The following is a 23,958-nucleotide window of genomic DNA, read 5'->3' as shown; positions in this document are numbered from 1 at the left end:
CGCTCACGCACGGGGTGGGAGCAGTCGCCGGCTGCCGGCGCCCCGGCCCGAACCCATGGCCGCCCCCTACGCGGGACCTTGACCGCGGTAGCGCAGCAGAAGCATCGCCGCGTCGTCGTGGGCGGGTCCCGCGACGTGCTGGACCACGTCCTCCCGAAGTGCCCGCAGAGCGCCGTGCGCGTCCGGGTCCTTCAGCAGGTGCGTGCGCTCCCCGAGGGGATAGAAGCGGCCGTCGCTGTCGCGGGCCTCGGTGACGCCGTCGGTGTACAGCAGCAACTGCTCGCCGGGCGCGAAGCCGACACGGAACGGCTCGGGCGGGTCCGTCCCGTGCACACCCAGGCCCAAGGGGAGCGCGAACGAGGGCGGTTGGGGGAAGTCGGCCGTGCCGTCGCGCCGGACGAGCATCGGCGCCGGATGGCCGTAGTTGAGGAAGACGGCCTCATGATCTGTGCCGATCTCGGCGAGGATCGCGGTGACGAACTTCTCCCCCTCCAGTTCCCTGGCCACGCTGCGCTCCACACGCGCGCCGAGCCCCGTGAGGGCCGGCTCGTCGTGGGCGGCCTCACGGAATGCGCCCAGCACCACCGCGGCCGTCTCCACCGCGGCCAGCCCCTTGCCCTGTACGTCCCCCACGATGACCCGAACCCCGTGCGGCGAGGCCACCACTTCGTACAGGTCACCCCCGATCCGCGCCTCCGCCACCGCGGAGGTGTACGACACCGCGGCCTGCAAGGGCCCCGCGGTCAACGGCACCGGCCGCAGCAGTACCCGCTGGGCCACCTCCGCAATGCGCTGCACATTCGCCAGCTCCGCCTCCCGGCGCGAACGCATCACGGCCGCCGCGATGCCCGCGCCGGTCACTCCCGCCACCGAAGCCATCGCGGTGTACCCCCGCCGGGACTCGAACAGACCGTCGTACAGCCCGAGCCCCACACACAGCACCAGGGCCACGACGCCGATCAGCGCGGTGCGCCGCCAACCGCCGACCAGCCCCGCGAACGCCGGCCCGAGCGACACCAGCGGCAGCAGGCCCACCCCCGGACCGGCCACGATGTCCAGGCCCGCCACCGCGGTCATGACCATGATCGGCATCCAGGACAGGGCTGTGCCTCCGGACGACGGCTTCTTCACGGTCACGACGTACTCCAGGGGTGCGGCGGCTCCGGAGGGCCACCTTTGCCGGTAACCTTCCCCATCTTTAGACTATGCAATGGTCAGTCCGGGCCAGGCGTTCTCCCCACGGGACCTTTACCCAATCGAGCCCGAGAGCCGACAGCCCACCCGCGAGAGGGTCACGATGACACGCAGACCTCCGGACACTCAGGTCCGCCCGCACCTTCCCACCGGCTGGCGGCGCCTGGCCGCACGGCTGCCGATCGCGCTCTTCCGCGCGGGACTCGGGCCGCTCTTCGGCAAACGGCTGCTCCTGCTGCACCACACCGGCCGCGTCACGGGCCTGGATCGTCATGTGGTCCTGGAGGTCGTGCGCCACGAGCCCTCCGAGGCGAGTTGGACCGTCGCGGCCGGTTTCGGCCCGAAGGCGGACTGGTACCGGAACCTTCGTGCGCAGCCGAAGACGGTCGTCCAGTTCGGCAACCGACACCACGCCGTCACCGCCCACTTCCTGACAGCCGAGGAATGCGGTGAGGAGATGGCCCGCTACGCCCGGAAGCATCCGCGGGCGGCCCCCCGCCTGTGCGCCTTCATGGGATTCCCGGTGGACGGCACGGAGGCGTCGTTCCGGGACGCCGGACGAGCCGTGCCCTTCGTCCGCCTCGATGCCGCAGACCGGCCCCGGACGAGCGGCGAGGAGGCGCGACGACGGTGACCACCCGGGAGGCGGGTGACGACGGGATGCCCGACGAGGTCTGGCTGAAGTTCCTCACCGACAGCGAACGCGCCATCCGCGCGTCCGCTCCCAGGGAGCCCTCCGCACGGGAACGCGCCACGCGCGGCGAATCCGGCGCGGCGGCCGGCGGAAGCGGCTCCGAGGGTCCGGTGGGTGAGCTGTGGCAGCCCGGGGAGACCTCCGCCGACCCGGCCTGGCGCGACCTGGACACGAGCGCCCGGCTGCGGCATGCGGGCCGCCTCGTCGCCACAGCCGTCGCGATCGCCCTGGCCCTGGCCGCCTGGTCCTGGTTGTCCACCAGTGCGGGCGTCCCCGACGCTCCTGGCGACGGCACCGTCCAGCAGTCCGAGCGGACCCCTCTCCCGGCCCTGCCCCGCACTCCCGAATCGGCGTCCCTTTCATCCTCCCTGCCCGCTGCCGGATAGGCGGCCGGCGCCGGAGCGTCGGCCGTCCCGTCCGACGTGCAGCGCTGTCATGGCGCTGCATGCCGTGACACCCCTGTCGCACAGAGATATGTGTCCGATGAACGGATTCCCGATTCCGTATAACGGTCCGGTTGCGCCGCCTGGTGCTTCCGTGAGGCCGGGCAGATATATGACGTGCGTCACTAAAGATCCGGCAAAGTTCATGGTAGAACGTCGCAACTCCGCAGGTGGCACGAGTCCCGCCGCCGCGCGGAGTGTCGGTCTGCGAGCCGATCACAGGCCAGGGGCCTGACGTTCCGCATCCGCGGGCGCGTCACCCCAGGTCGCCGACCGGACAACGGCGTTCGCTCACAGACCGGACTTCCCCCGGCGCAGGCCTCTGCGCCGGTCCCCGCACCGCCGAGGTAGCCATAGTGTCACTCGACTCCGTCACCACGTCCGTCGATGAAGCAGTCAGCGGATTCTTCGAGCCCATCGCCGAACGGCTCGGTGAAGTCGTCTTCTACACCGTCCCCGTAGGAGGTACGGACCTCCCCCTCATCGTCGCCTGGCTCGTGGTCGCGGGTCTCGTCTTCACCGGCTGGTTCGGATTCGTCCAGCTCCGCAAGTTCAGACTCGCCATCGACGTCGTACGCGGGAAGTACGACGAGAAGGGGTCGGCCGGCGAGGTCAACCACTTCCAGGCCCTGACCGCGGCCGTCTCCGGAACCGTCGGTCTCGGCAACATCGCCGGTGTGGCCGTCGCCGTCTCCATCGGCGGCCCCGGTGCCACGTTCTGGATGATCCTGTGCGGCCTGCTCGGCATGGCCACGAAGTTCGTCGAGGTGACCCTCGGCGTGAAGTACCGCGAGGTGCACGCGGACGGCACCGTCTCCGGCGGCCCGATGCACTACCTGCCCAAGGGCCTCAAGGAGCGCTTCGGCAGCCGCGGCGCCACGTTCGGCAAGGTGCTCGCCGTCCTCGCCTCGATCATGGTCCTCTTCTTCGGCCTGTTCGGCGGCAACCTGTTCCAGGCCAACCAGAGCTACGCGCAGGTCTCCTCGACCTTCGGCGGCGAGAACGGCTTCCTGGCATCCTCCGCCGGTGCCGTCCTCTTCGGCCTCGTCGTCGCCACGCTGGTGGGTCTCGTGCTGCTCGGCGGCATCCGCTCCATCGCCTCCGTCACCAGCCGACTGGTGCCGGCGATGGCCGGCATCTACATTGTGGCCTGCCTGGTCGTCATCCTGGGGAACGTCACCCACGTGCCGGACGCCTTCCAGACCATCCTGCGGGGCGCCTTCGAGGCCGACGGCGTCGCGGGCGGTGTGATCGGTGCGCTGATCATCGGCTTCCAGCGCGCCGCCTTCTCCAACGAGGCCGGTCTCGGCTCGGCCCCGATCGCCCACTCCGCGGTCAAGACCAAGCATCCCGCGAGCGAGGGCCTGGTCGCCCTGCTGGAGCCGTTCATCGACACGGTCGTCATCTGCACCATGACCGCGCTGACCATCGTCATCGCCAACCCGGCGAGCTGGGGCGAGGCCCGCGCCGGTGAGAGCATCGGCGGCGTCACCCTCACCTCCGACGCCTTCGAGACCGTGCTGCCGTGGTTCCCGACCGTGCTCACCGTCGCGGTGCTGCTGTTCGCCTTCTCCACGATCCTGACCTGGGGCTACTACGGCCTCAAGGCCTGGTCCTACCTGTTCGGCAAGAGCAAGGCCAGCGAGACCGTCTTCAAGAGCGTGTGGAGCCTGTTCGTGATCGTGGGCGCTCTGATGTCCCTCGACTCGCTGATCAGCCTCGCCGACTCCGCGCTGTTCCTGCTGTCGGTCTTCAACATCATCGGCCTGTATCTGCTGGCCCCGGTCGTCAAGCGCGAACTCGACTCCTTCCTGGAGTACGTCCGTGCGCGCAAGGCCGGCGAGATCACCGACGGCGACGAGGACCAGGAGCCGGTGAAGACCACCGTCTGACCGCCCCCGTGGCCCGGTTCCCGAGCGGGCCCGCGCTCACCTCGCACCATGGGTGAACGCGGGCCCGCTCGTCGTGCTCCGCACTGCATTCCCGCAGGTGAGAGAGCTTCTGGCGGAACACGACGGTGCCGGTTAGGGTGTGAGGAACGCGTCAGTGTGCGGCCCCTCGGAGGCTGGTGAGCGGCGCGCGGTGTGCCGGGAAGTCTGGTCGGCGTCAGGGGCTCGTGTGCCCGCGGACCGATCCCCGGAGGCTCTGTCATGGCTGCCGCGCCACGCCGGCGTTCCCCCTTCCTCGGCCTGCTGCCGCTGCCCGAGCGCACGGCCATCACCCAGGCCCTGCGGACGGAGACGGTGGGCGGGCTGGTCCTGCTGGGGGCAGCCGTGGTGGCGCTGGTCTGGGCGAACACGCCGTGGGCCGACACCTACGAGCGCATCCGCGACGTCCACTTCGGCATACCGCCGCTCGGCCTGGACCTCTCCGTCGGCCACTGGACCGCCGACGGTCTGCTCACCCTCTTCTTCCTCGTCGCCGGCATCGAACTCAAGCGTGAACTGGTCGTCGGTGAGCTCCGCACTCCCGCCACCGCCGCCCTTCCGGTCATCGCCGCTTTCTCCGGCATGGCCGTGCCCGCCGCGGTCTACGCCGTCACCGCCACCGCGGGCGGTGGCGGTCCGGACGGCTGGGCCGTTCCGATGGCCACGGACATCGCCTTCGCACTGGCCGTGCTCGCCGTGCTCAGCACCCATCTGCCCGCCGCGCTGCGCGCCTTCCTGCTCACCCTCGCCGTCGTCGACGACCTCGGCGGCATCCTCGTCATCGCCGTCTTCTTCACCCATGACCTGAACTTCGTCGCGCTCGGCGGGGCATCGGCCGGTCTTGCCGTCTTCTACCTGCTCCAGCGCTTCCGAGTCCGGGGATGGTGGTGGTACGCCCCGCTCGGGCTCACGATCTGGGCGCTGATGTACAACGGCGGCATCCACGCCACCGTCGCCGGTGTGGCCATGGGTCTGATCCTGCGCACCACCCGCGACGAGGGCGAGGACCGCTCTCCCGGCGAACGCACCTCCCACCTTCTCCACCCCCTCTCCGCGGGCGTCGCGGTTCCCCTCTTCGCCCTCTTCGCCGCCGGGGTCGGCGTCTCGGTCACCTCACTGGGCGAGGTGTTCACCCGACCCGAGCCGCTCGGCGTGGTACTCGGGCTCGTCGCCGGCAAGACGGTCGGGATCTTCGCCGGGACCTTTCTGGCCGCGCGCTTCACCCGCGCCCGGCTCAACCCCGAACTGGCCTGGGCCGACGTCTTCGCCCTCGCCTCACTGGCCGGGATCGGCTTCACCGTCGCCCTGCTGATCGGCGATCTCGCCTTCCCCGACCCGGCAGCGGCCGCGCCCGTCAAGGCCGCCGTCCTCATCGGCTCACTGACCGCGGCCGTACTGGCGGCCGCGCTGATCAGACGCCGCAACGGTGTGTACCGGCGCCTCTGCGAGGAGGAGGACCGCGGCGAGGACCCGGACGGCGTGCCCGACGTCCGGCAAGCCGACGCCGTCACCGGGCGCTGACGCCGAAAACGGTTCGACCGGCCTCACGCGCCCGCTCCCTTCCTGCCGGAACCCGGCAAGGATTCCGGTCCCGGAGTGCACCTCAAGGAACTGTCAGGAACGCGTAAAGCACGTGTAAGATCCTCACCGGTGTGCCGGGAAGTCTGGTCGGCGGTATGGACAGAAGTCTCTTCGTCGATCGGGGGTTCTCATCATGGTGCTCGTCGTGGTGTTCGGTGTGGCGCTGCTCATCGCGGTGCTGTTGTCGGGGCTCGCGGCCCGGACCGTACTGTCGACGTCCTTCCTCTTCCTCGTCGGCGGCGCACTGGTCAGCGACGGCTTCCTCGGGCTGATCCACATCACCCCGGACAGCGAAATCGTGTCCGTGACGGCCGACTTGGCGCTGTTCGCGGTGCTGTTCACCGACGGCATGCACGTCTCGTTCCCCACGCTGCGGGAGAACTGGCGCAACCCGGCGCGCGCCCTCGGCCTCGGCATGCCGATCGCCTTCGTCGGCATGGCTCTGATCACGCACTTCCTCGTGGGGCTCGACTGGACGACGTCCTTCCTCGTCGGTGCCGTACTGGCCCCCACGGACCCGGTGTTCGCGTCCGCGATCGTCGGGCGCAAGGAAGTCCCGTCGAAGCTGCGGCAGTTGCTGAACGTGGAGAGCGGCATCAACGACGGCCTCGCGCTGCCGGTCGTCCTCGTCCTGATCGCGGCGGCCGGGCCGACGTCCGGCGACGCCGAGGCGTCGATCGGGAAGATCGCCCTGGAGCTGGTCCTCGGGCTGGCCTTCGGTGTGGTCCTGCCGTTCGCCGCGAACGAGCTCGTACGGTTCCGGCTCCTGGGCGCCGAGCCGAAGTTGCAGCCGCTCCTGCCGCTCGCGATCGGTGTGATTCTGTACGCCACGTGCCACCTCACCCACGCGAACCCCTACCTCGCCGCGTTCTCCGCCGGCGCCGTGCTCACCGCACGCTCGCCGGAAGCGCAGAAGGCGTTCGAGCCGCTCGGCGAGGCACTGGCCGAGCTGGCCAAGTTCGCCGCGCTGCTGGTGTTCGGGGCCCTGCTGACCCCGCAGTTGTTCGGTGACCTGTCGTTCGGCGGCTATGTGGCGGTGGTCCTCGCCATCGTCCTGATCCGGCCGGCCTCGCTGTTGCTGTCGCTGCTCGGGACGCGGTTCACCCGCCAGGAGAAGCTCGTGGCGGCCTGGTTCGGGCCGAAGGGCTTCGCATCGGTGGTGTACGGGCTTCTGGTGCTCCAGGCCGGGATCCCGGGGGGCGAGGAGGCGTTCACGCTCATCGCCGTGTGCATCGCCTTCTCGATCGTCGCGCACAGTTCGACCGACGTGCCGATCGCCCGGCTCTTCCACGTCGAGGAGATCGCGGGGGTGCCCGAGAGCGGCGAGGGCGAACCGGTGTCGCGACCGGGAGGTCAGGCACCGCAGGTGAGTGCCTGACCGCACCCGGCCCCCTCGCCTCCCCTGGGCGTCCGTTCGACCGGAGGTCTTCGACGACATGGCTCTGTTCCTTCAACCGCCGCCCGGTGCCACGCGGCCGGGACACATGATCGTGTGCGGTGACGACGCGCTCGCCGAGCGGCTGGCCGGCGAGCTGACGACGGTGTACCGGGAGCGGGTCACCCTGGTCGTCCCCACGTCGAGCGGCACGGACGCCACGAACTCGACGCGGGCTGCCGCCCTGCTCGGCCGGATGCAGGCTGCCCTGACCCGTACGGCCGGCGCAACCGGCGGCAGCGGACCGGCTCCCCGGATCCTGGAGACATCCGTGCTGACCGAAGCGGTGCTGGTCGAAGCGGGCGTGCGGGAAGCCTCCGCGCTGGCGCTGGTCCACGACGACGACGCGGCCAACATCCAGGCAGCCCTCGCCGCCCGTCGGCTCAACCCCCGGCTGCGCATGGTGATCAGACTCTACAACCGCAAGCTCGGCCAGCACCTGGAAGAACTCCTGGACCAGGCCGCCGTCCTCGCCGCCCCCGGCCTCGACCCCGACGCCCTGGACACCTCCACGACCGTCCTGTCGGACGCGGACACCGCGGCGCCGGCACTGGCGGCCACCGCGGTGGCCGGCACCAGCAAGGTGGTCCAGGCCGACGGACTGCTGTTGCGAGCGGTGGAGCGCACCCCGCCACGGCGCGGAGAGGTGGCCGACCCAGGTCTGTGCACGCTCGCCCTCCTGTCGTCGACCACCAACGACCCGGCGGGTGCGGAGGGTTCGGACGCGAGCGGGCAGGAGGGACCGACGCTGCTGCCCGACTTGGAGGCGGTGGCCGCCGCGACAGGCCGGGGCACGGTGGTGCTCGAAACCGTCACGCATGCCGGCACGGCCTCTCCGCCCGGCCGCCTGGCCGGGCGCGCGCTTCCGATCGCCTCGCTGTTCTCGCGCCGGCTGCGCTGGTCACTGGCCGGGCTCGTCGGCAGTGTGCTCGGGCTCGCCGTGGCGAGCTGGCTGACCACCCACGACCACCCGCTGCACGCCGCGTATCTCACCCTGCTGGACCTGTTCGCGATCGGCGACCCCGCCGTCGGTGACCCCATCGCCCGCCAGGTGCTGCAACTCCTGTCCGGCCTCGCCGGACTGCTGCTGCTCCCCGTCCTGCTGGCGGCCGTGCTGGAAGGACTCGGCACCTTCCGAACCGTCTCGGCGCTGCGCCGCCCGCCCCACGGGCTCTCCGGCCATGTCGTCCTGCTCGGTCTCGGCAAGATCGGCACCCGTGTGCTGTCCCGGCTGCGCGAACTGGACATCCCGGTGGTGTGCGTGGAAGAGGACCCGGAGGCGCGCGGGCTGCCTCTCGCGCGCCGTCTGCGGGTCCCCACCGTCCTCGGCGACGTGACCCAGGAAGGTGTCCTGGAATCCGCCAAGATCCATCGCGCGCACGCCCTGCTCGCCCTGACCAGCAGCGACACCACGAACCTCGAAGCCGCCCTGTACGCCCGCTCCGTCAAGCCGGACCTGCGGGTCGCGCTGCGCCTGTACGACGACGAGTTCGCCACCGCCGTGTACCGCACGCTGCGCGCAGCCCATCCCCAGGCCCTCACCCGCAGCCGCAGCGTCTCCACGCTCGCCGCGCCCGCCTTCGCCGGCGCCATGATGGGCCGCCAGGTCCTGGGGGCAATCCCGGTCGAACGCCGTGTCCTGCTCTTCGCGGCCCTGCACGTCGCCGGCCACCCGCATCTGGAGGGGCGCACCGTCGCCGAGTCGTTCCGGCCCGGAGCCTGGCGTGTCCTCGCCCTGGACACCGCCGCTCCGGGCGACCGGCTTCCCGACCTCGCCGCCGCTCCGGCACACGACGGCACCGGCCGGCCCGCCGGCCTCGTATGGGACCTTCACCCGGGCTATGTCCTCCGGCCCCAGGACCGGGTCGTCCTCGCCGCCACCCGTCATGGCCTGGCCGAACTCCTGGGCCGACAGCCGCGAGGCGCGCACGGCACCGGCCCGGAGCGTCCCGGGAGGAGAGTGTGAACGGGCCCGACCGAACGCACACCTGGGCTTCCGCATCGCCGGCACGCCGGGCTCGCCGGCCGCGGTCTGCGGCCATCACGCGCCGATGCACCGCAGGCGCGCTTCGGCACATTGCCGGTTTCCGGCAATGTTGACTACGTTGTGCAAGCCGGTGAACCGCTCAGGAACCGTCATCGGCGCGTAAGGACTCGGGGGACGACGTGACAGCACAGGACATTCCGCGGGAGTACGTGGAGGGCTGTGCCCGGATTCTGGCCGAGGTCTCGGCCTCGGGACGGCGCCTCACCCGGGAGGAACTCGGCTCCCGCCGGCAGCTCGGCGAGCAGGCCGCGGAGGCCGGACACGGACTGCGCGCACTTGTCAGCGCCCATCTGGTCGCCGCCCGCGCGGTGTGGCCCACGGCTCCCGGCGCGGCCGACGGCGCTCTGGCCGCACTGCACCAGGTCATCGACGCGTTCACCGACGGTTACGAACGGGCCCAACGCCACGCTGTGCGTCAGGAGGAGGCCGCCCGCCGGGAGTTCATCGACGACCTCCTCTACGGGCGCAGCGACCTGGGCCGCCTCGCCGAGCGTGCCGAACGCTTCGGCCTGCGCCTGTCGCACGCCCACGCCGTGGCCGTCGCCCGGGGCGGCACCACCTACGACGAGGGGGACAAGGTTCCCCGGCAGGTGGAACGTGCGCTCATCGCCCGTTTCGGCGACCGCAGCATTCTGCTCACGACCAAGGACGGTCGCATGCTGTGCATCGCCCCGGGCAACCAGGACGAGGTCCTGGTGTATTTCGCCAAGCAGGCCCACGCCGCCACGGAAGGCGGCCAGGTCGCCATCGGCCGCGCACAGCCCGGCCCGGGAGGAGTCGTCCACTCGTACGAAGAAGCGCTCAATGCTCTGGAACTGGCGGAACGTCTGGAGTTGGAGGACCCGGTCCTACGTGCCGTCGACTTGCTCGTGTACCCCGTTCTGGCCCGCGACAGGCAAGCCATGGCCGACCTCGTGCTGAGCAGCCTCGGCCCGCTCACCGCGGCTCGCGGCGGCGCCGAGCCCCTCCTCGGCACTCTCGCCGCCTACTTCGACTCGGGCTGCGTGGCCGCCGAAGCCGCCCGGCGTCTCTCGCTGAGCGTGCGGGCCCTGACCTACCGGTTGAAGCGCATCCACGAACTCACCGGCGCCGACCCCACCGATCCCGCTCACCGGTACATGCTCCAGACCGCGGTGATCGGTGCCCGGCTGCTGGACTGGCCGGCCAACGACATCTGACCGACCCCTCCCGCGAGGGGCACGGCCCCGTCGACCGCCCGGGGTGGCCGATGTCGTCTCCACCCGGCCGCTCACGCCCCGGGCGCCGACCGGTCGTCTGAGGTCCATGTGGTCAAGGGCGGGCTCGGCGCGTGGTGGTGGGACGTCCCCAGGGCGCCAGGAGAATGGCGGAGACGGCCGAGCCGGTCGCGGCCGGGGGACGAAGTCGGGTCGGGAAGCCGCTCGGCAATCGTCTCCCCTACCCGGGCACCTGCCGTCCATGCGGGTGCCAAGTGCCAAGCCCGCGGCGGTGGGCCGCGCAGCCCGGGGCGCCTCCGGAGCCGTCACATCCTGCGCGTCAGCCCAGACGCGGACATGTGGCCACGGCCGCGACCGTACCGGGGTACTCGCCCGAGACTACCGGGACGGTCACCTCGTTCGCCACCACGCGCATACGACGTGACAGGCAGGGAACACCGTCGTCCTGCTGTGGGCCCGACGACTGTCAGGCGCCGGCCAGTTCGGCCGCGCCGAACGAGACGTCGAAGCGGTCGCACCAGATGGTGAGACTGGTGTAGCGAGACAGGTCCGCATCAGCGGGCACCGGATAGTTCTGACTGCCCTTGTTGCCCTTGAGCCTCCCGAGACTGACGTGCTCCCCGTCGTCGAAGACATGCCAGCCGGCGCGTCCCTCCTTCACCGGCGCATCGGTCAGCCACACCCTCAGGTCCGGTCCGTTGCTGGTGTCGAGGTTCTCCAGCCGCACGACGTGGGAGCCGTCCGCCAGCCGGATCAGCTTCACCGTGCCGGACGTGGCGTGCTCGTGGCTGACCAGGTCGCCCCCGGCCACCGTCTGCGGCCCGGGAGCCGGAGAGGCGGTGGCAGAAGGCTCCGCGCGGGGCGTGCCGGACGTCCGCACCGTGCCGGGCAGCGCCTCTTCCACGGTCTCGTCCTGCCACAGCTTCCACGGCTGGAACCAGTACAGCCCGAATCCCGCCCCCGCGACCACCAACGCCAGGACAGCACCGGCCAGCCGCCCGCGCCGTGCCTTCCGAGTCCGCCGCATTCCTCTTCGCCTCCCGGGAGATCGTTCCGTCACGGTCCCATTCAACGCGGTGGGCGGATGTCGTGGAGCCCCGAAGAGATGACGGAACGCTTACGTCACACCGGCACACCGCGAATCGTCCATGTGTACGCGCAGGAACCGGAGTTGTACGCTGCAAAGATGGAGGGGGACAAGCATTTCTTCGAGCAGTACGAGCTCGACACCGCTCGGGGCCAGCTCCGTCGATCGGGTGAGCCGATCCACGTCGAACCGCGTGCCCTGGACCTGTTGTGCCATCTCGTCCGGCACCGGGACCGAGTGGTGCCGAAATGCGAACTGCTGGACGAGGTGTGGGGTGACCGCTTCGTCAGCGAGGCCGCCCTCACCACAGCTCTGCGGACCGCGCGCCTGGCCGTCGGTGACACCGGCCGTGCGCAGCGGGTGATACGCACCGTGCACCGGCGCGGCTACCAGTTCGTGGCCTCCCCGGTGTCCGCCGATGAGGCCGCCGCGCACCAAGGGGCCGGCCGGGGACCGGCCTCGGCCGTCGGACCCGGCGACGCCGCCCATCAGACCATCCGGTACTGCCGGGCGAACGACGGCGCACGCATCGCGTACGCCTCCGTGGGTTCGGGCCCGCCCTTGCTCAAGGCGGCCAACTGGATGACCCATCTCGACCTTGAGTGGACGACCCCGCTGTGGTCGCACTGGCTCAGCGGCCTCGCGCGCAGGCGCCGGCTGATCCGCTACGACGAAAGGGGCTGCGGCCTCTCGGACTGGCAGGTCCCGGGGTTCTCGTTCGACCACTGGGTCGACGACCTCGAAACCGTGGTGGACGCGGCGGGAATCGACCGGTTCCCGCTGCTCGGAGTCTCGCAGGGCGGGGCGGTCGCCGTCGCCTACGCCGTGCGCCATCCCGAACGAGTCAGCCGGCTGATCCTTGCCGGGGCCTACGCCCGGGGACGACAGGTGCGGGCGCTGGGTACGGACGAGGCGCGGGAGGCGGCGCTCGATCTCGATCTGGCGCGGGTGGGATGGATCCACCAGGATCCCAGGTTCCTGCGGGTCTTCGCCTCGCAGTTCCTGCCCGAGGGCACACCGGCGGACTGGGAGGCGTTCACCGCGTTCCAGCGGCAGACGACCTCGCCGGCGAACGGGGTGCGCTTCCTGGAGGAGTTCGCCCGCATCGACGTGTCCGGCATCGCCGACCGGGTCACCTGCCCGACGCTGATCGTCCACTCCCGCGACGACGAGCGCGTGCCGATGTCACAGGCCAGCGAGCTGGCCGCGCTCATTCCCGACAGCCGGCTCGTCCTGCTCAAGAGCCGCAATCACCTCCTCACGGCCCATGAACCGGCCTGGGACGAGTTCCTCGCCCACGTCGACGCGTTCCTGGCCGAGTGATCCCGAACGGGTCAACTGAGGGAGGCGCCCTCATGTCCCCCTCAGGAAAGCCTCAGACCTCCGTCAAGCATCAGCCCCTTGGCCGGCGCGATGCTTGAGAGGTGCCGGGCGGACGGGGAGCGGCGATTGCCCGCGACGGCCAGGCACTGACCTCAGACACGGGACACGAAAGAGAAGGACGGACCATGCGCATCACCAACACCAGGATGTCCGGCACGACGCGGACTCGTCGGGGGCTGGCGCTGCTGATCGCCTCGGGGGCCGGGATCGGCTCTCTGCTGCTGGGCACGGTGCCCGCACAGGCGAACGACACCACCAAGCAGGTCTCGGCGGACGGCCGGACGGTCGTGTTCACCACGAGCGACAGCAGCCGGAACGTGAGCGGCAGCGTCGAGTTCACCGTGAACGCCGACGGCAACTGGCAGATCACGGGAACGGGGCACAACTCCAACCTGCTGGTCCGCACGATCCACTGGACCTGCGACCTGACCTGGGACGCGGCGAAGGTGTCGCACTCGACCGGGAAGAAGGCCGTGCCCGGCAAGAAGACCCGCACCGTCAGCTCGGCCGCGTACGACCCGAACATCCAGGCGGACTTCGCCGACATCGCCGACCGCGGCCGGGCCGACTGCGACATCGTGATCGGCTGACCGCAACGGCACTGATCCGCGGAACGGCCCGGCAGGTCCTCCGCACACGATGAGACGTGAAGGGCCGTCCGGTCTCGCACCGGGCGGCCCTTCGCACGTGCCGTACGACGGGGTCGAGATGCCCGGGAGCGGCTCTCGCGGCTACTCGGAGAGGAAGGTGTCGAGGTGGGAGAGGAAAGCGGGCCAGGCGGGTTCGGCGGCGGTGAAGAGGTGGTTCCGGCTCTCGAGAAGGACCAGCCGGCTGTCGGGGATCAGAGCGGCAAGTTCCAGGGCCTGGGAGACCGGGACGCGCGCGTCGTCGCGGGCGTGGATGATCAGCGTGGGGCAGGTCACCCGGTGGGCGATGGCGGAGACGTCGATGCGCGCGAACTCCTCGATGAAGCGCAGCCCGTTGGCGGGCGAGGTCGTCTGCCGTTGATAGGCGGCGAACGCGTCCCATTCCGCAGGCGTGGAGTCGGCGAGGAACTGCGAGGCGAAGTAGCGCAGGAAACTGCTGTCCTGGGAACGCCATCCGGCGCGGGCGATGTTCAGGTCCACCTCCGCGGCGTCGCGTTCGGCAGCGCTGTCGGCCCGGACCATCTGTCCCCGGGCGTAGGCCGCGGTGAGCACCAGCCGGCTGACCCGCTCGGGGTGGCGCGCGGCATAGGCGACCGCCACCGCGCCGCCCTGTGACACCCCGAGGAGCGGGAAGCGGGCGAGGCCGACGGAGCCGACCACGGAGTCGAGGTCGTCGACCAGGTCGTCGAGGGTGAAGCGGGCCGGCACCCATTCGGAGAGGCCGCAGCCTCTCTCGTCGTAGCGGACGAGCCGGCGGCCGCGGGTGAGCCCGTCGAACCAGTGGGCCCACATCGGGGTGGTCCGGTCGAGGTCGAGGTGGGTCATCCAGTTGGCGGTCTTCACCAGGGGCGGACCCTCACCGGCGGTGGCGTAGGCGATGCGGGTGCCGTCGGCGGACCGGCAGAACCGGATGACCTCGTGGTCCGCCTCCGCACTCGCCGTGCTCGACGCCGCGACAGGCGCGGTCGGCGGAACGACGGGGGCGACCGTGGCATGGCCGACGAACTGGTAGCCGCGCCGTCGCACCGTGCGGATGAACTCCTGCCGCGTGCCGGTGTCACCGATCGCCTGGCGAGCGGTGCGCAAGCAGGTGGCGAGCGCGGCCTCGCTGACCGTGCGGCCCTGCCCCATCAGGCCGATGAGCTCCGAGCCGGGCACGACGCGGTCGCGGTGCCGGACGAGATGGCAGAGCAGATCCACCGCCTGGGGCTCGACGCGGACCTGCTGTCCGGCATGGCTGAGCCGACGGCGATCCGTGTCCAACTCGTACTGTCCGAAGTGATAAACCGCGCCGTCCACACCACGGACTGTACAACTGGCGCCTGACCTCAGGGAAATAGGACGTGCAGCTCAAGTCACTTGCGGCCATACGGTGTTGAGAGACCGTCACCTCGATGGAACCAACCGGGCGAAACCCTCTCGCGGGGAGCGACCCGGCCCTCGGCACAGATCCTCTCGGGACCGGGAGCCGCGCCGGAGGCGGTCGAGGAGGTGGGGGTGCGCCGACGGGGGCCCGCGGGGCGGTGACGGTGTCGCGGAGTTGTGGTGGCTCAGCACGGACGCCGGGTCAACCGCAGCAGGACGGCCGCCGGCTGGTTGCCCTCCGATGCAACCGGCGGCCGTTCGGTGCGATCGTGTGAAACATGCCGCTTTCGGCGTAATCAAGATGTGTTGGGCTGGTTGGCCGTCACGCTGAGCCTGTTGATCACGGTCCAGGTCAGGAGACCGCTGGTGCACGGGTCACGTGAGTGGCTGTTCGAGAGAATCCGCCGGGCTCGGCGTGAGCAGGCGCTGCCCGACATGAGCACGTACGACCGACTGCCGAGCCGCGTTCCCGGCCGCACCGTCCAGCCCGAGAAAGGCCACGGCGTATGAGCCCGACCGGAGAGCCCGAGGACATGCTCGTCGGCGAGGCGTGCCGCGATCTTCACCCGTCGGCGTTTCGCGGGCGGACCATCGAGCCAACTGTCTGCCGACGGCTCCTGCTGGACCTGCCGCAGGTCCAGCTCGCCGACCGCGATCTGCGTCGTCAGCAGCGGCCGGCACGTCTCTCCAGGCTCCGCCGGGAAGGCTGCGGCGTCGCCCCGGAGGTCGTCGCGGACCTCACGTCCCGCATCCGCACCGGAAGGTCCCATCTGCTGATCCAGACCGGCACCGAGTCCCGCAGCCTCCAGACCACCGGGGGCGCTCTCAGCCCCCGCCAGGGCTGACACCCGGAGCCAGTGGATCGGAGATCGGCGTGACCAAGAGACGTTCCGTCTTCCGCTCTGCCGGAGCGGCGCTGGTGGCCGCCGTGATCGTGGCGGTGGCGCTGACCGTGCTGGACGTCGCGCTCGCGTTCCGGGTCTACACCGGCAGCGCGATGACCGGCGGTCATGCCGACAGCGCCAGCCGCAACGTGGGCGCGCTGTTCTCCACCATCCACACCGTCGACGAGGAGACCGAGCACGCCTCCTCCGCCGCCTCCACCGGAAGACCGGTGCAGGCCCCGTACGCGATCCGCGTCAGGGCTCTGGCCGAGGACATCGACGCCGATGCCCGCCCGCTCGGCCTGGAAGCGCAGAGTTCGGCGCTCAGTGCCGCGCTCACCGACTGGCTCGCCCGGCCCGACACCGGCCTCCATCCCCTCCTCGCCGCCGCCGACGTCCTGGCCGCCGCCCTCGACGCGCACAAGGCGAAGGACCGCGAGGACGCCGTCACCGCCCAGAAGGCCCTGCTCGCCCTCCAGATGGCCTGCGTCACCGCCCTCCTGCTCATCCTGGGCGGTCTGGCGTTCGCGGTGTGGCGCAGAATCGTCATGCCGCTCGCCGACCTCGAATCCCATCTCGGACGTACCGCCAGCGGTACCGCCCCCGACACCCGCATCGCCCACCGCCCGACCCCGTGGCTCGGCGGGGTGCTCGGCCAAGCCGAACGCACCCTCCTGATCCTGAAGAGGTCCCAGCACCAGGCCGACAAGGACCGCGAGGCCCTGCGCACCGACGCCGCCGCCTCCGACGGGCTGCGCCGCATCCTGAACGCCCAGCACTCCCCCGGCTCCGGCGTGGCCGTCCACGGCAGCATCCACACGGCCGAAGGCGTCATCGCGGGCGACTTCCTCGGCACCCTCGCTCTGCCCGACGGCACCACCGTCCTCCTCCAGGGCGATGTCGCCGGCCACGGCACCGATGCCGGTCTGCTCGCGGTCCAGATCAAGAGCGCCGTCCTCGCCGTCCTCCGCCTCGATCCCGACCCCCGCACCGCGGCGGCCGCCGCCTGGACCGTGATCGAACCCGAGGACGAACGCTTCACCACCCTCGTCGTCGCCGTCCTCGACCCCGGCACCGGCCGCCTCGCCTGGCTGAACGCCGGTCATGAGATCGCCCTGCTCCGCCGGGCCGACGGCACCGTCGAGGAACTCGGTCCCACCGGACCGGTGATCGGCCCGTTCATCGCCGACCCCGACGGCATGTGGGAGGTGCGGTACTGCCCGCTCGACCCCGGCGACCTGGTCGTACTGGCCACCGACGGTCTCACCGAAGCCCGCAATAGCGCAGGGGCGATGCTCGGCCGGGAGGCGGTCACCGACGCCGTGGCCCGCGACGGGACCGACCCACGCGAGGTGGTCGACCTTCTCTACCGGGTCGCCGAGGACCACGGCACGGACTGGGACCGCGACGACACCACCGTCCTCGCCGCGATGACCGAGGAATGCGGCGGCCATGCCACCAACGCACAGGACGGATCGGCGTCCTGACGGGGCCGCCCCGGCCGGGGCGGAGCTGCCGCCGGTCGGCGGCGTGGTGGTGGTCGGGTCGCCGTACGGTGTTACTCGGCAGGCAGGGTGAGCGCCAGTTTGCCGATCACGCGGCCGTCGAGGAGGTGTCGGACGGCTGCGGCGGTCTCGGCGAGCGGATAGACGCTGTCCACCACAGGGCGGAGGGTGCCCGCGTCGATGAGGGCGGTCAGGTCGCGCAGCCCGTCTGCGTGCTCGGAGGAGATGAACGTACCCAGGTGCTGGCCTGTGAACGGTGACAGCATCTGGGCGCGGAGCTGGCGGTCGGTGCCGCCGAGCCAGCGGCCGTTCGTCTCGCCGCCGGTGATGATCAGTCGGCCGCGAGGCGTCAGGGACCGGCGTAGATCCCGCAGACGGCGGTTGCCCGCGATATCGATGATGACGTCGTAGCGGCGCGGGCCGGCGAGGAAGTCCTCGCGCGTGTAGTCGCTCACATGGTCGGCGCCCAGGGCCCGCACGGCGTCGAGCTTGGAGGTGCTCGCGACGGCGGTGACCTGGGCGCCGTAGGAGTGGGCGAGCTGGACCGCGAAGGCGCCGACGCCGCCGGCGGCGCCCGTGATCAGGACCTGCTGGCCCGACCGGATCCTGCCTTTGTCGCGCACCGCCTGGAGTGCGGTGAGCCCGCTCACGGGGACCGTCGCGGCCTCCTCGAAGGTGAGTCCGGCGGGCTTGGGAGCGATCCGGTCGGGACGGGCGGCGGCATACTCGGCGAACGCGGAGGCCGCCGTGCCGTAGACCTCGTCGCCGGGCGCGAACCCGGTCACGTCGCGGCCGACCGCTTCGACGACACCGGCGATGTTGCGGCCGGGGTTGGGGAGCCTCGGCCTGCGCAGCCCGCTCACGGGTCGGACGGCGTACGGCAGACCGGCCATCAGGTGCCAGGTCCCCCGGTCCACGCTGGAGGCGCGCACCCGCACCAGTACCTCGTCCGGCCCGATGCCGGGGCGGGCGAGGCGCGCCGGGCGCAGCACGGCTTCCGGCTCCGCGCCGTACCGGTCCTGCACGACGGCGGCCATGGTCGTGGTCCCGCCGTCGGTTGTGACGGGCTCGTTCGTGTTCCGCATCGTCGCTGCTCCCCGTCCCGTTCTCGGTCACTTACAGCGTAAGTACCTGCTTACGGCGTAAGTACAGCACTTACGGCGTAAGCTCGTCAACGCTGGCAGACCATGAAGGGAAGTGACCGTTCACCGTGCCCCGTCGAACCGGCCCGCAGCAGGCCCGCGAGACGCTCACCCGGCAGCGGGTCCTGCGCGCCGCGGTCGAACTCGCCGACACCGGCGGTTTGGAGACGCTCAGCATGCGCAAGCTGGGCGAGGCCGTCGGGGTCGAGGCGATGTCCTTGTACAACCACGTGGCCAACAAGGAGGACCTGCTGGACGGGATGGTCGATCTGGTCTTCGCCGAGGTCGAACTGCCCGCGCCGGACGACGGCTGGAGACAGGCGATGCGGCAACGGGCGCTTTCCATGCGCCACGTGCTGTCCCGCCACCGCTGGGCGATCGGGATGATGGAGTCCCGGTCCACACCGGGACCGGCCACCCTGCGTCACCATGACGCCGTTCTCGGCTGCCTGCGTCAGGGCGGGCTCTCCCTCACCCTGACCGCCCACGCCGTCTCCGTCCTCGACAGCTACATCTACGGGTTCGCCCTCCAGGAGAAGACCCTGCCCTTCGACACCCCGGCCGAGACCGCCGAAGTGGCGGAGTCCATCATGAGCGGATTCGGTGACGGCGAGTTTCCGTACCTGACCGAGATCGCGACCGCTCACGTTCTGCGGCCCGGGTACTCCTACGGCGACGAGTTCGAGTTCGGTCTGGACCTCATCCTCGACGGCCTCGCGCGGGCGGCGGGCTGACGGGGGTGGGTGGAGGCAGGGCAGCGTGGGGGCGTAGGGCGGGTGGCCGCAGGGCAGTGTGGGGGCGTGGGGCGATTGACCACGGGTCGGTGGAAGTGGGTGTCGGCCCCGATGGCGGTGCCGTAAGGCCGTGTGTGACGCTGGCAGGGACCCTGTCCATCGATCCGTCGACTCGCGGGATCCTTCGACTCACGGGAGGAGGAGCCATGACGCAGCCCGGTGCCGTCGGCTCGGCCGTTCGTCCGCCCGCGGGTACCCCGCCGGTCAGGGCAAGCCCTTCGACGGTCAAGTATCCCCGCTCCCGCGTCTGTTCCGCCCGGCGTCACCGAAGGTAGCCTGGTGGAAACCTCTTCAAGGTGGGCGATCCGATGCCTTGGTTCGTATGGCTGCTCGCCGCCGGGGTACTGGGTGCCGCGGAGTTCTTCACCCTGACCTTGGTCTTCGGGTTGCTGGCGGGCGCCGCCCTGGTGGCCGCCGTGGTCGCCGGTGCGGGCATCGGCGCCGCCGGCCAGATCGCCGCCTTCGGGGCGGTGACGGCGGCGGGGCTCCTTCTCGTCCGTCCCGTGGCGCTGCGCCACATGGCACGGCAGCCCCTCACCCGCGAGGGCACCGACGCCCTGATCGGCAGGCGGGCCGAGGTCATGCAGGAAGTCACCGCGACCCACGGCCTGATCAAGCTCTCCGGCGAGGAATGGTCCGCCCGCGCCCTCGACGAGACCTTGGTGATCCCCGTGGGAGCGTTCGTCGACGTCATGGAGATCGACGGTGCCACGGCCATCGTCTATCCCCGGGAACTCCTTCCGTGAAGGGCTGAACACACAGCAACGGAGGCATTGTGGATCCACTTGTCGTCCCTCTTCTCGTGGTGGCCCTCGTCGTGGTCGTCCTCGTGGCGTCCGCCGTGCGGATCGTCCCGCAGGCGCGGCGCTACAACATCGAGCGGTTCGGCCGGTACCGCCGGACGCTGCAACCCGGCCTGAACGTCGTCGTACCGCTGGCGGACCGCGTCAACACCAAGCTCGACGTGCGCGAGCAGGTCTATTCGTCCGACCCCAGGCCGGTGATCACCGAGGACAACCTCGTGGTGAACATCGACACCGTGCTCTACTACCAGATCACCGACCCCCGGGCCGCGGCCTACGAGGTCGCCGACTACCTCCAGGCGATCGACCAGCTCACCGTGACGACGCTGCGCAACGTCATCGGCAGCATGGACCTGGAGGAGACGCTCACCTCGCGCGAGGAGATCAACTCCCGGCTCCGCGCAGTCCTCGACGACGCCACGGGCAAGTGGGGCATCCGGGTCAACCGCGTCGAGATCAAGGCCATCGATCCTCCGGCCACCATCAAGGAGGCGATGGAGAAGCAGATGCGGGCCGAGCGCGACAAGCGCGCGGCCATCCTGCACGCCGAAGGGGAACGCCAAGCCAAGATCCTCACCGCGGAGGGCACGAAGCAGAAGGACATCCTGGAGGCGCAGGGCACACAACAGGCCATGATCCTGCGTGCGGACGGCGAGGCCAAGGCGGTGGAGCTGGTCTTCCAGGCCGTCCATCGCAACAACGCCGACCCGAAGGTGCTGGCCTACAAGTACCTCGAGACGCTCCCCCATCTGGCGAGCAGCGACAACAACACGTTCTGGGTGATCCCGGGGGAGCTGACCGAGGCGGTGCGGACCGTCACCCGCGCGTTCGGTGATCAGGCGACGCCGGCTCCGCCCACGCCCGGGCAGCCTGACGAAGCGGCCCCTGCCGACGACGCCCCGCAGGAGAGCGGGGTTCCGGAGCTCGAAGCGGGCTCGACGGTTGCGCTCGACGCCGCGGCCGCCGCCGACGAGGCCGGGAAACAGGCCGCCGCCGCGGTGAGCGACGCCAAGGCGGAGGCCGCGGCGGCGATGTCGTCCCAGGTGCCTCGGCGGGGGCAGACGTCGGACGAGTGAGCCCGCCGTCAGTCTGCCGACGGCTACACCACGACCGCGACCACGACCGCGACTCGTAATGGGAATCATTTTCAGGTAGCGTGCTGCCTCACACCCACCCATTCCGGAGGTCCCCATGGCCGTGCCCAAACGCAAGATGTCGCGCAGCAACACCCGTCACCGTCGCGCCCAGTGGAAGGCCGGCACGCCGCAGCTCGTGCCGGTCACCGTGGACGGCGTGTCCTACCTGGTCCCCCAGCGGCTGGCGAAGGCGTACGAGCGCGGCCTGTTGCGTCCCGAAGGCTGACACCCGATGTCCTACGACCGGCTCGACCGCCTGCCCGTCACCGTCCTGTCCGGTTTCCTCGGCGCCGGCAAGACCACCCTGCTCCACCACGTCTTGACCAACCGTGAGGGGCTGCGTGTCGCCGTCATCGTCAACGACATGAGCGAGGTCAACATCGACGCCGCCCTGGTGCGCGGCGGCGAAGCGGCCCTGTCCCGCACCGAGGAACGTCTGGTCGAGATGACCAACGGCTGTATCTGCTGCACTCTGCGCGACGACCTGCTGGAGGAGGTCGGCCGGCTGGCCCGCGAAGGCCGGTTCGACTACCTGCTGGTCGAGTCGTCCGGCATCTCCGAGCCCATGCCGGTGGCCGCCACGTTCGCGTTCGCCCGCGACGACGGCGTGAGACTGAGCGACGTCGCCCGGCTGGACACCATGGTCACGGTCGTCGACGCGGCGAGCTTCCTGACCGAACTCGCCCTTGGGGATGAGCTGGTGGAGCGTGGCCTCGACCAGTACGAGGGCGACGAACGCACCGTCAGCGACCTGCTGATGGATCAGATCGAGTTCGCCGACGTCATCGTGCTCAACAAGCTCGACCTCGTCGACGCCGATGCGGCCGAACGGCTTCAGGCGGCCCTCACCCGCCTCAACCCGGCGGCGCGGATCGTCCGCGCGGTCCACGGCCGCGTTCGGGTCGGCGACGTCGTGGGCACCGGGCTGTTCGACCTGGAGCGGGCCCAACAGGCCCCGGGCTGGGTCATGGAGCTCAACGGCGACCACGTACCCGAGACCGAGGAGTACGGCGTCTCCTCCACCGTCTTCCGCGCCGAAGTACCCTTCCATCCCGAGCGGCTGTGGACGTTCGTGACCTCGCGGCTGGACAGCGGCGTCTACGGACAGATCCTGCGTTCCAAGGGGTTCTTCACCCTTGGCAGCCGCCCGCACGTGACAGGGCTGTGGTCGCAGGCCGGGTCCGTGGCCCGCTTCGAACCGTCCGCCGCCCGCGGTGAGGGCAGCTCCGGCGGTCAGGAACTGGTGTTCATCGGAACCCAGTTGGACGCGGACGCCCTGCAATCGGCCCTGACCGACTGCCTCATGGCCGACGGCGAGGCCCTGCCCTCGGCCGATCCGTTCCCGGCCTGGGAGACTTCGGGCATCGACGACACCTGCGAACAGGAGCACCCCGTGCTCGTCGCCGCCCGGCCCTGAGGACGCGGGGCACCTTTGATGGGCCGTCCGCCATGGCGCGCGGCAGGGTCAGGTCATGGCCTGGTGCCCGCTGTCTTTCGGTAGCAGGGCCAGGAGTTGTCGCGTGTGACCGGGAAGCTCGACCTCCGCCAAGCCGGTGATGATGCCCCTCAGAGGTACGGGCTGGTCGACCACAACTTTGCCGTTGGACAGGAGCAAAGCCGGTACCGGAGTGTCGAGTTCGGTCTCGCTGAGCATCGGTCCGCCGAGCCCGCACAGGGCGTCCGCCTGGGCGTTGAGCTGTGCTCGGTAGGCGTCCCTGAGCGGGGCGGTGTCCATCGGGGGCTCCTTCTGTGAGGTGGGTACCAGGGCATGTGCCGGTCCACGAACGTCCGTTGGCGTGCCCCGACGGCCTGGAATCCCGCGCGCCCGCCGTCAGGGCGCGTCCTGCTCCGCCGCCTCCGCGACGCGCTTGATCTTCGCCAGGCGCCGGTCCCAGTCGGATGCGAGCGCGCTCATCCAGCGGGCTGTGGCATCCAGCGCCTCGGGGCGCACGGAGTACCGGACCTCACGTCCGACCTTCACGCTGCCGACCAGCCCGGCCGCGTCGAGAACAGCCAGATGCTTGACGACGGCCTGCCGCGAGATCGGAAGTCCCCCGGCGAGTGTGGTCGCGGTGGCCTGGCCCTGCGCGGAGAGCAGGTCCAGCATCCGCCGGCGGGTCGGATCGGCCAACGCGGCCAGGACGCTGTCGACGACGTCGCTGTCGACGGCGTGCCGGTCCGCCACGGTGCTCACGCCGCCCGAGCGGCGAGAGCGGTGAGGCACTGCTCCCATCCGACGGTGTGGTCCTTGATCACGTTGTCGCGGTTGTCCTCGGACGTCGGCAGAGCGGCGAACCCGCTCTCCACGACGCGCAGCCGGGTGCCCGCGCCCTCGGGGGTCAGGGTGAACTCCACGAGCGTGGAGTTGCCCTCGCGCAGCTCTTCTCCTGGGAACGCACTCACCCAGCGGTACGCCAGATAGCGTGGCGGGTCGGCCTTCTCCACACGCACGGGGAAGTCACCGTGCGTGGAGTGGTGGGCGACGAGCGACTGGCCCTCGACGGCCCGCGTGCCGCGCACGCCCTCGTCGTCGGTCGCCCAGAAGCCCGGCTCGGCCACCAGCGGCCAGACCTTCTCCGGGGCCGCGTCGATCACGATCTCGCGCTCGATCCGGTCAGCAGTCATGGCGTGCTCCGTCCCTGTCGTCCGCCTGTTCGGCCGTCTGCCGAACGGAGAACGTGCAACTTCAGAGTT

At 70.8% G+C, this 23,958-nt stretch carries 23 protein-coding genes; 16 read left to right on the top strand and 7 right to left on the bottom strand.

Translation table 11 applies throughout. The features are described 5' to 3' along the window. Positions 1-66 precede the first annotated feature (66 nt). The gene (locus AFM16_RS37635; RefSeq protein ID WP_078636712.1) at positions 67-1,137 is read right to left on the bottom strand and encodes a PP2C family protein-serine/threonine phosphatase; all 1,071 of its coding nucleotides are present in this window, start codon (positions 1,135-1,137) and stop codon (positions 67-69) included. A gap of 160 nt (positions 1,138-1,297) precedes the next feature. On the opposite strand from AFM16_RS37635, the gene AFM16_RS37630 reads away from it, so the two are divergent. From AFM16_RS37630 to AFM16_RS37600, 7 genes are all read left to right on the top strand, one after another. After that, positions 1,298-1,828: a nitroreductase family deazaflavin-dependent oxidoreductase gene (locus tag AFM16_RS37630; protein WP_078636711.1), complete on the top strand. Its 531-nt coding sequence runs from the start codon at positions 1,298-1,300 to the stop codon at positions 1,826-1,828. Beyond that, complete coding sequence (locus tag AFM16_RS37625) at positions 1,825-2,274, top strand: hypothetical protein (RefSeq protein WP_078636710.1); 450 nt, start codon at positions 1,825-1,827, stop codon at positions 2,272-2,274. Before AFM16_RS37630 ends, AFM16_RS37625 begins: the two co-directional genes overlap by 4 nt. 413 nt (positions 2,275-2,687) lie before the next feature. Continuing rightward, positions 2,688-4,223 carry an alanine/glycine:cation symporter family protein gene (locus AFM16_RS37620; RefSeq protein ID WP_078636709.1) on the top strand — a complete coding sequence of 512 codons (1,536 nt, stop codon included), beginning with the start codon at positions 2,688-2,690 and terminating at the stop codon, positions 4,221-4,223. A gap of 258 nt (positions 4,224-4,481) precedes the next feature. Further along, complete coding sequence (gene nhaA, locus AFM16_RS37615) at positions 4,482-5,780, top strand: Na+/H+ antiporter NhaA (RefSeq protein WP_078636708.1); 1,299 nt, start codon at positions 4,482-4,484, stop codon at positions 5,778-5,780. A gap of 193 nt (positions 5,781-5,973) precedes the next feature. After that, complete coding sequence (locus tag AFM16_RS37610; protein WP_078636707.1) at positions 5,974-7,218, top strand: cation:proton antiporter; 1,245 nt, start codon at positions 5,974-5,976, stop codon at positions 7,216-7,218. Positions 7,219-7,324: 106 nt separating this feature from the next. Further along, a complete protein-coding gene (locus tag AFM16_RS37605) occupies positions 7,325-9,241 on the top strand; it encodes a potassium channel family protein (RefSeq protein WP_078636706.1) in 1,917 nt (638 codons plus the stop codon). 200 nt (positions 9,242-9,441) lie between these two features. Beyond that, complete coding sequence (locus tag AFM16_RS37600; RefSeq protein WP_078636705.1) at positions 9,442-10,500, top strand: PucR family transcriptional regulator; 1,059 nt, start codon at positions 9,442-9,444, stop codon at positions 10,498-10,500. Positions 10,501-10,984: 484 nt separating this feature from the next. Here the strand turns inward: AFM16_RS37600 and AFM16_RS37595 are convergent, their stop codons facing one another. Next, positions 10,985-11,545, bottom strand: coding sequence for a DM13 domain-containing protein (locus AFM16_RS37595; RefSeq protein WP_078636704.1), 561 nt, complete (start codon positions 11,543-11,545; stop codon positions 10,985-10,987). A gap of 159 nt (positions 11,546-11,704) precedes the next feature. Between AFM16_RS37595 and AFM16_RS37590 the strand changes: the two genes are divergently transcribed. Together AFM16_RS37590 and AFM16_RS37585 are read left to right on the top strand one after the other, a co-directional pair. Continuing rightward, entirely contained in the window at positions 11,705-12,928 is a 1,224-nt protein-coding gene (locus tag AFM16_RS37590) for an alpha/beta hydrolase (protein WP_078636703.1), read from the top strand. Positions 12,929-13,113: 185 nt separating this feature from the next. Beyond that, positions 13,114-13,578 (top strand): hypothetical protein, encoded by a 465-nt coding sequence (locus AFM16_RS37585; RefSeq protein WP_078636702.1) that lies wholly within the window; start codon positions 13,114-13,116, stop codon positions 13,576-13,578. Positions 13,579-13,719: 141 nt separating this feature from the next. Here AFM16_RS37585 and AFM16_RS37580 read toward each other — a convergent pair whose 3' ends face one another. Beyond that, positions 13,720-14,934: an alpha/beta hydrolase gene (locus tag AFM16_RS37580; RefSeq protein WP_078636701.1), complete on the bottom strand. Its 1,215-nt coding sequence runs from the start codon at positions 14,932-14,934 to the stop codon at positions 13,720-13,722. Between the two features lie 572 nt (positions 14,935-15,506). Here AFM16_RS37580 and AFM16_RS37570 point away from each other — a divergent pair. Beyond that, entirely contained in the window at positions 15,507-15,845 is a 339-nt protein-coding gene (locus tag AFM16_RS37570) for a hypothetical protein (protein ID WP_078636699.1), read from the top strand. 29 nt (positions 15,846-15,874) lie between these two features. Then, positions 15,875-17,371 carry a PP2C family protein-serine/threonine phosphatase gene (locus AFM16_RS37565; RefSeq protein WP_143648543.1) on the top strand — a complete coding sequence of 499 codons (1,497 nt, stop codon included), beginning with the start codon at positions 15,875-15,877 and terminating at the stop codon, positions 17,369-17,371. Between the two features lie 71 nt (positions 17,372-17,442). On the opposite strand, the gene AFM16_RS37560 is transcribed toward AFM16_RS37565, so the two are convergent. After that, positions 17,443-18,474 (bottom strand): NAD(P)-dependent alcohol dehydrogenase, encoded by a 1,032-nt coding sequence (locus tag AFM16_RS37560; protein WP_245177919.1) that lies wholly within the window; start codon positions 18,472-18,474, stop codon positions 17,443-17,445. A gap of 125 nt (positions 18,475-18,599) precedes the next feature. Here AFM16_RS37560 and AFM16_RS37555 point away from each other — a divergent pair, with 125 nt between their 5' ends. The 5 genes from AFM16_RS37555 to AFM16_RS37535 all read left to right on the top strand — a co-directional run bounded on the left by AFM16_RS37555 (position 18,600) and on the right by AFM16_RS37535 (position 22,681). After that, entirely contained in the window at positions 18,600-19,265 is a 666-nt protein-coding gene (locus AFM16_RS37555) for a TetR/AcrR family transcriptional regulator (RefSeq protein ID WP_078636697.1), read from the top strand. A gap of 368 nt (positions 19,266-19,633) precedes the next feature. Next, positions 19,634-20,071, top strand: coding sequence for an NfeD family protein (locus AFM16_RS37550; protein ID WP_078636696.1), 438 nt, complete (start codon positions 19,634-19,636; stop codon positions 20,069-20,071). A gap of 29 nt (positions 20,072-20,100) precedes the next feature. Beyond that, positions 20,101-21,204, top strand: coding sequence for an SPFH domain-containing protein (locus tag AFM16_RS37545; RefSeq protein WP_078636695.1), 1,104 nt, complete (start codon positions 20,101-20,103; stop codon positions 21,202-21,204). A gap of 115 nt (positions 21,205-21,319) precedes the next feature. Further along, positions 21,320-21,490, top strand: a complete 171-nt coding sequence (rpmF, locus tag AFM16_RS37540) for a 50S ribosomal protein L32 (RefSeq protein WP_078636694.1) — start codon at positions 21,320-21,322, stop codon at positions 21,488-21,490. Between the two features lie 6 nt (positions 21,491-21,496). Beyond that, positions 21,497-22,681 carry a GTP-binding protein gene (locus AFM16_RS37535; RefSeq protein WP_078636693.1) on the top strand — a complete coding sequence of 395 codons (1,185 nt, stop codon included), beginning with the start codon at positions 21,497-21,499 and terminating at the stop codon, positions 22,679-22,681. Positions 22,682-22,729: 48 nt separating this feature from the next. Here AFM16_RS37535 and AFM16_RS37530 read toward each other — a convergent pair whose 3' ends face one another. From AFM16_RS37530 to AFM16_RS37520, 3 genes are all read right to left on the bottom strand, one after another. Further along, positions 22,730-22,999, bottom strand: a complete 270-nt coding sequence (locus tag AFM16_RS37530; RefSeq protein WP_179123356.1) for a hypothetical protein — start codon at positions 22,997-22,999, stop codon at positions 22,730-22,732. A gap of 96 nt (positions 23,000-23,095) precedes the next feature. Next, complete coding sequence (locus AFM16_RS37525) at positions 23,096-23,371, bottom strand: ArsR/SmtB family transcription factor (protein WP_245178040.1); 276 nt, start codon at positions 23,369-23,371, stop codon at positions 23,096-23,098. Positions 23,372-23,454: 83 nt separating this feature from the next. Next, positions 23,455-23,889 (bottom strand): SRPBCC domain-containing protein, encoded by a 435-nt coding sequence (locus tag AFM16_RS37520; RefSeq protein WP_078636691.1) that lies wholly within the window; start codon positions 23,887-23,889, stop codon positions 23,455-23,457. Between the last annotated feature and the right edge of the window lie 69 nt (positions 23,890-23,958).

This window comes from Streptomyces antibioticus, from assembly GCF_002019855.1.
GTDB classification, from domain to species: Bacteria; Actinomycetota; Actinomycetes; order Streptomycetales; family Streptomycetaceae; genus Streptomyces; species Streptomyces antibioticus_B.
Note: the sequence above shows the minus strand (reverse complement) of the source record. Positions and strands in the feature narration are given on the sequence as shown.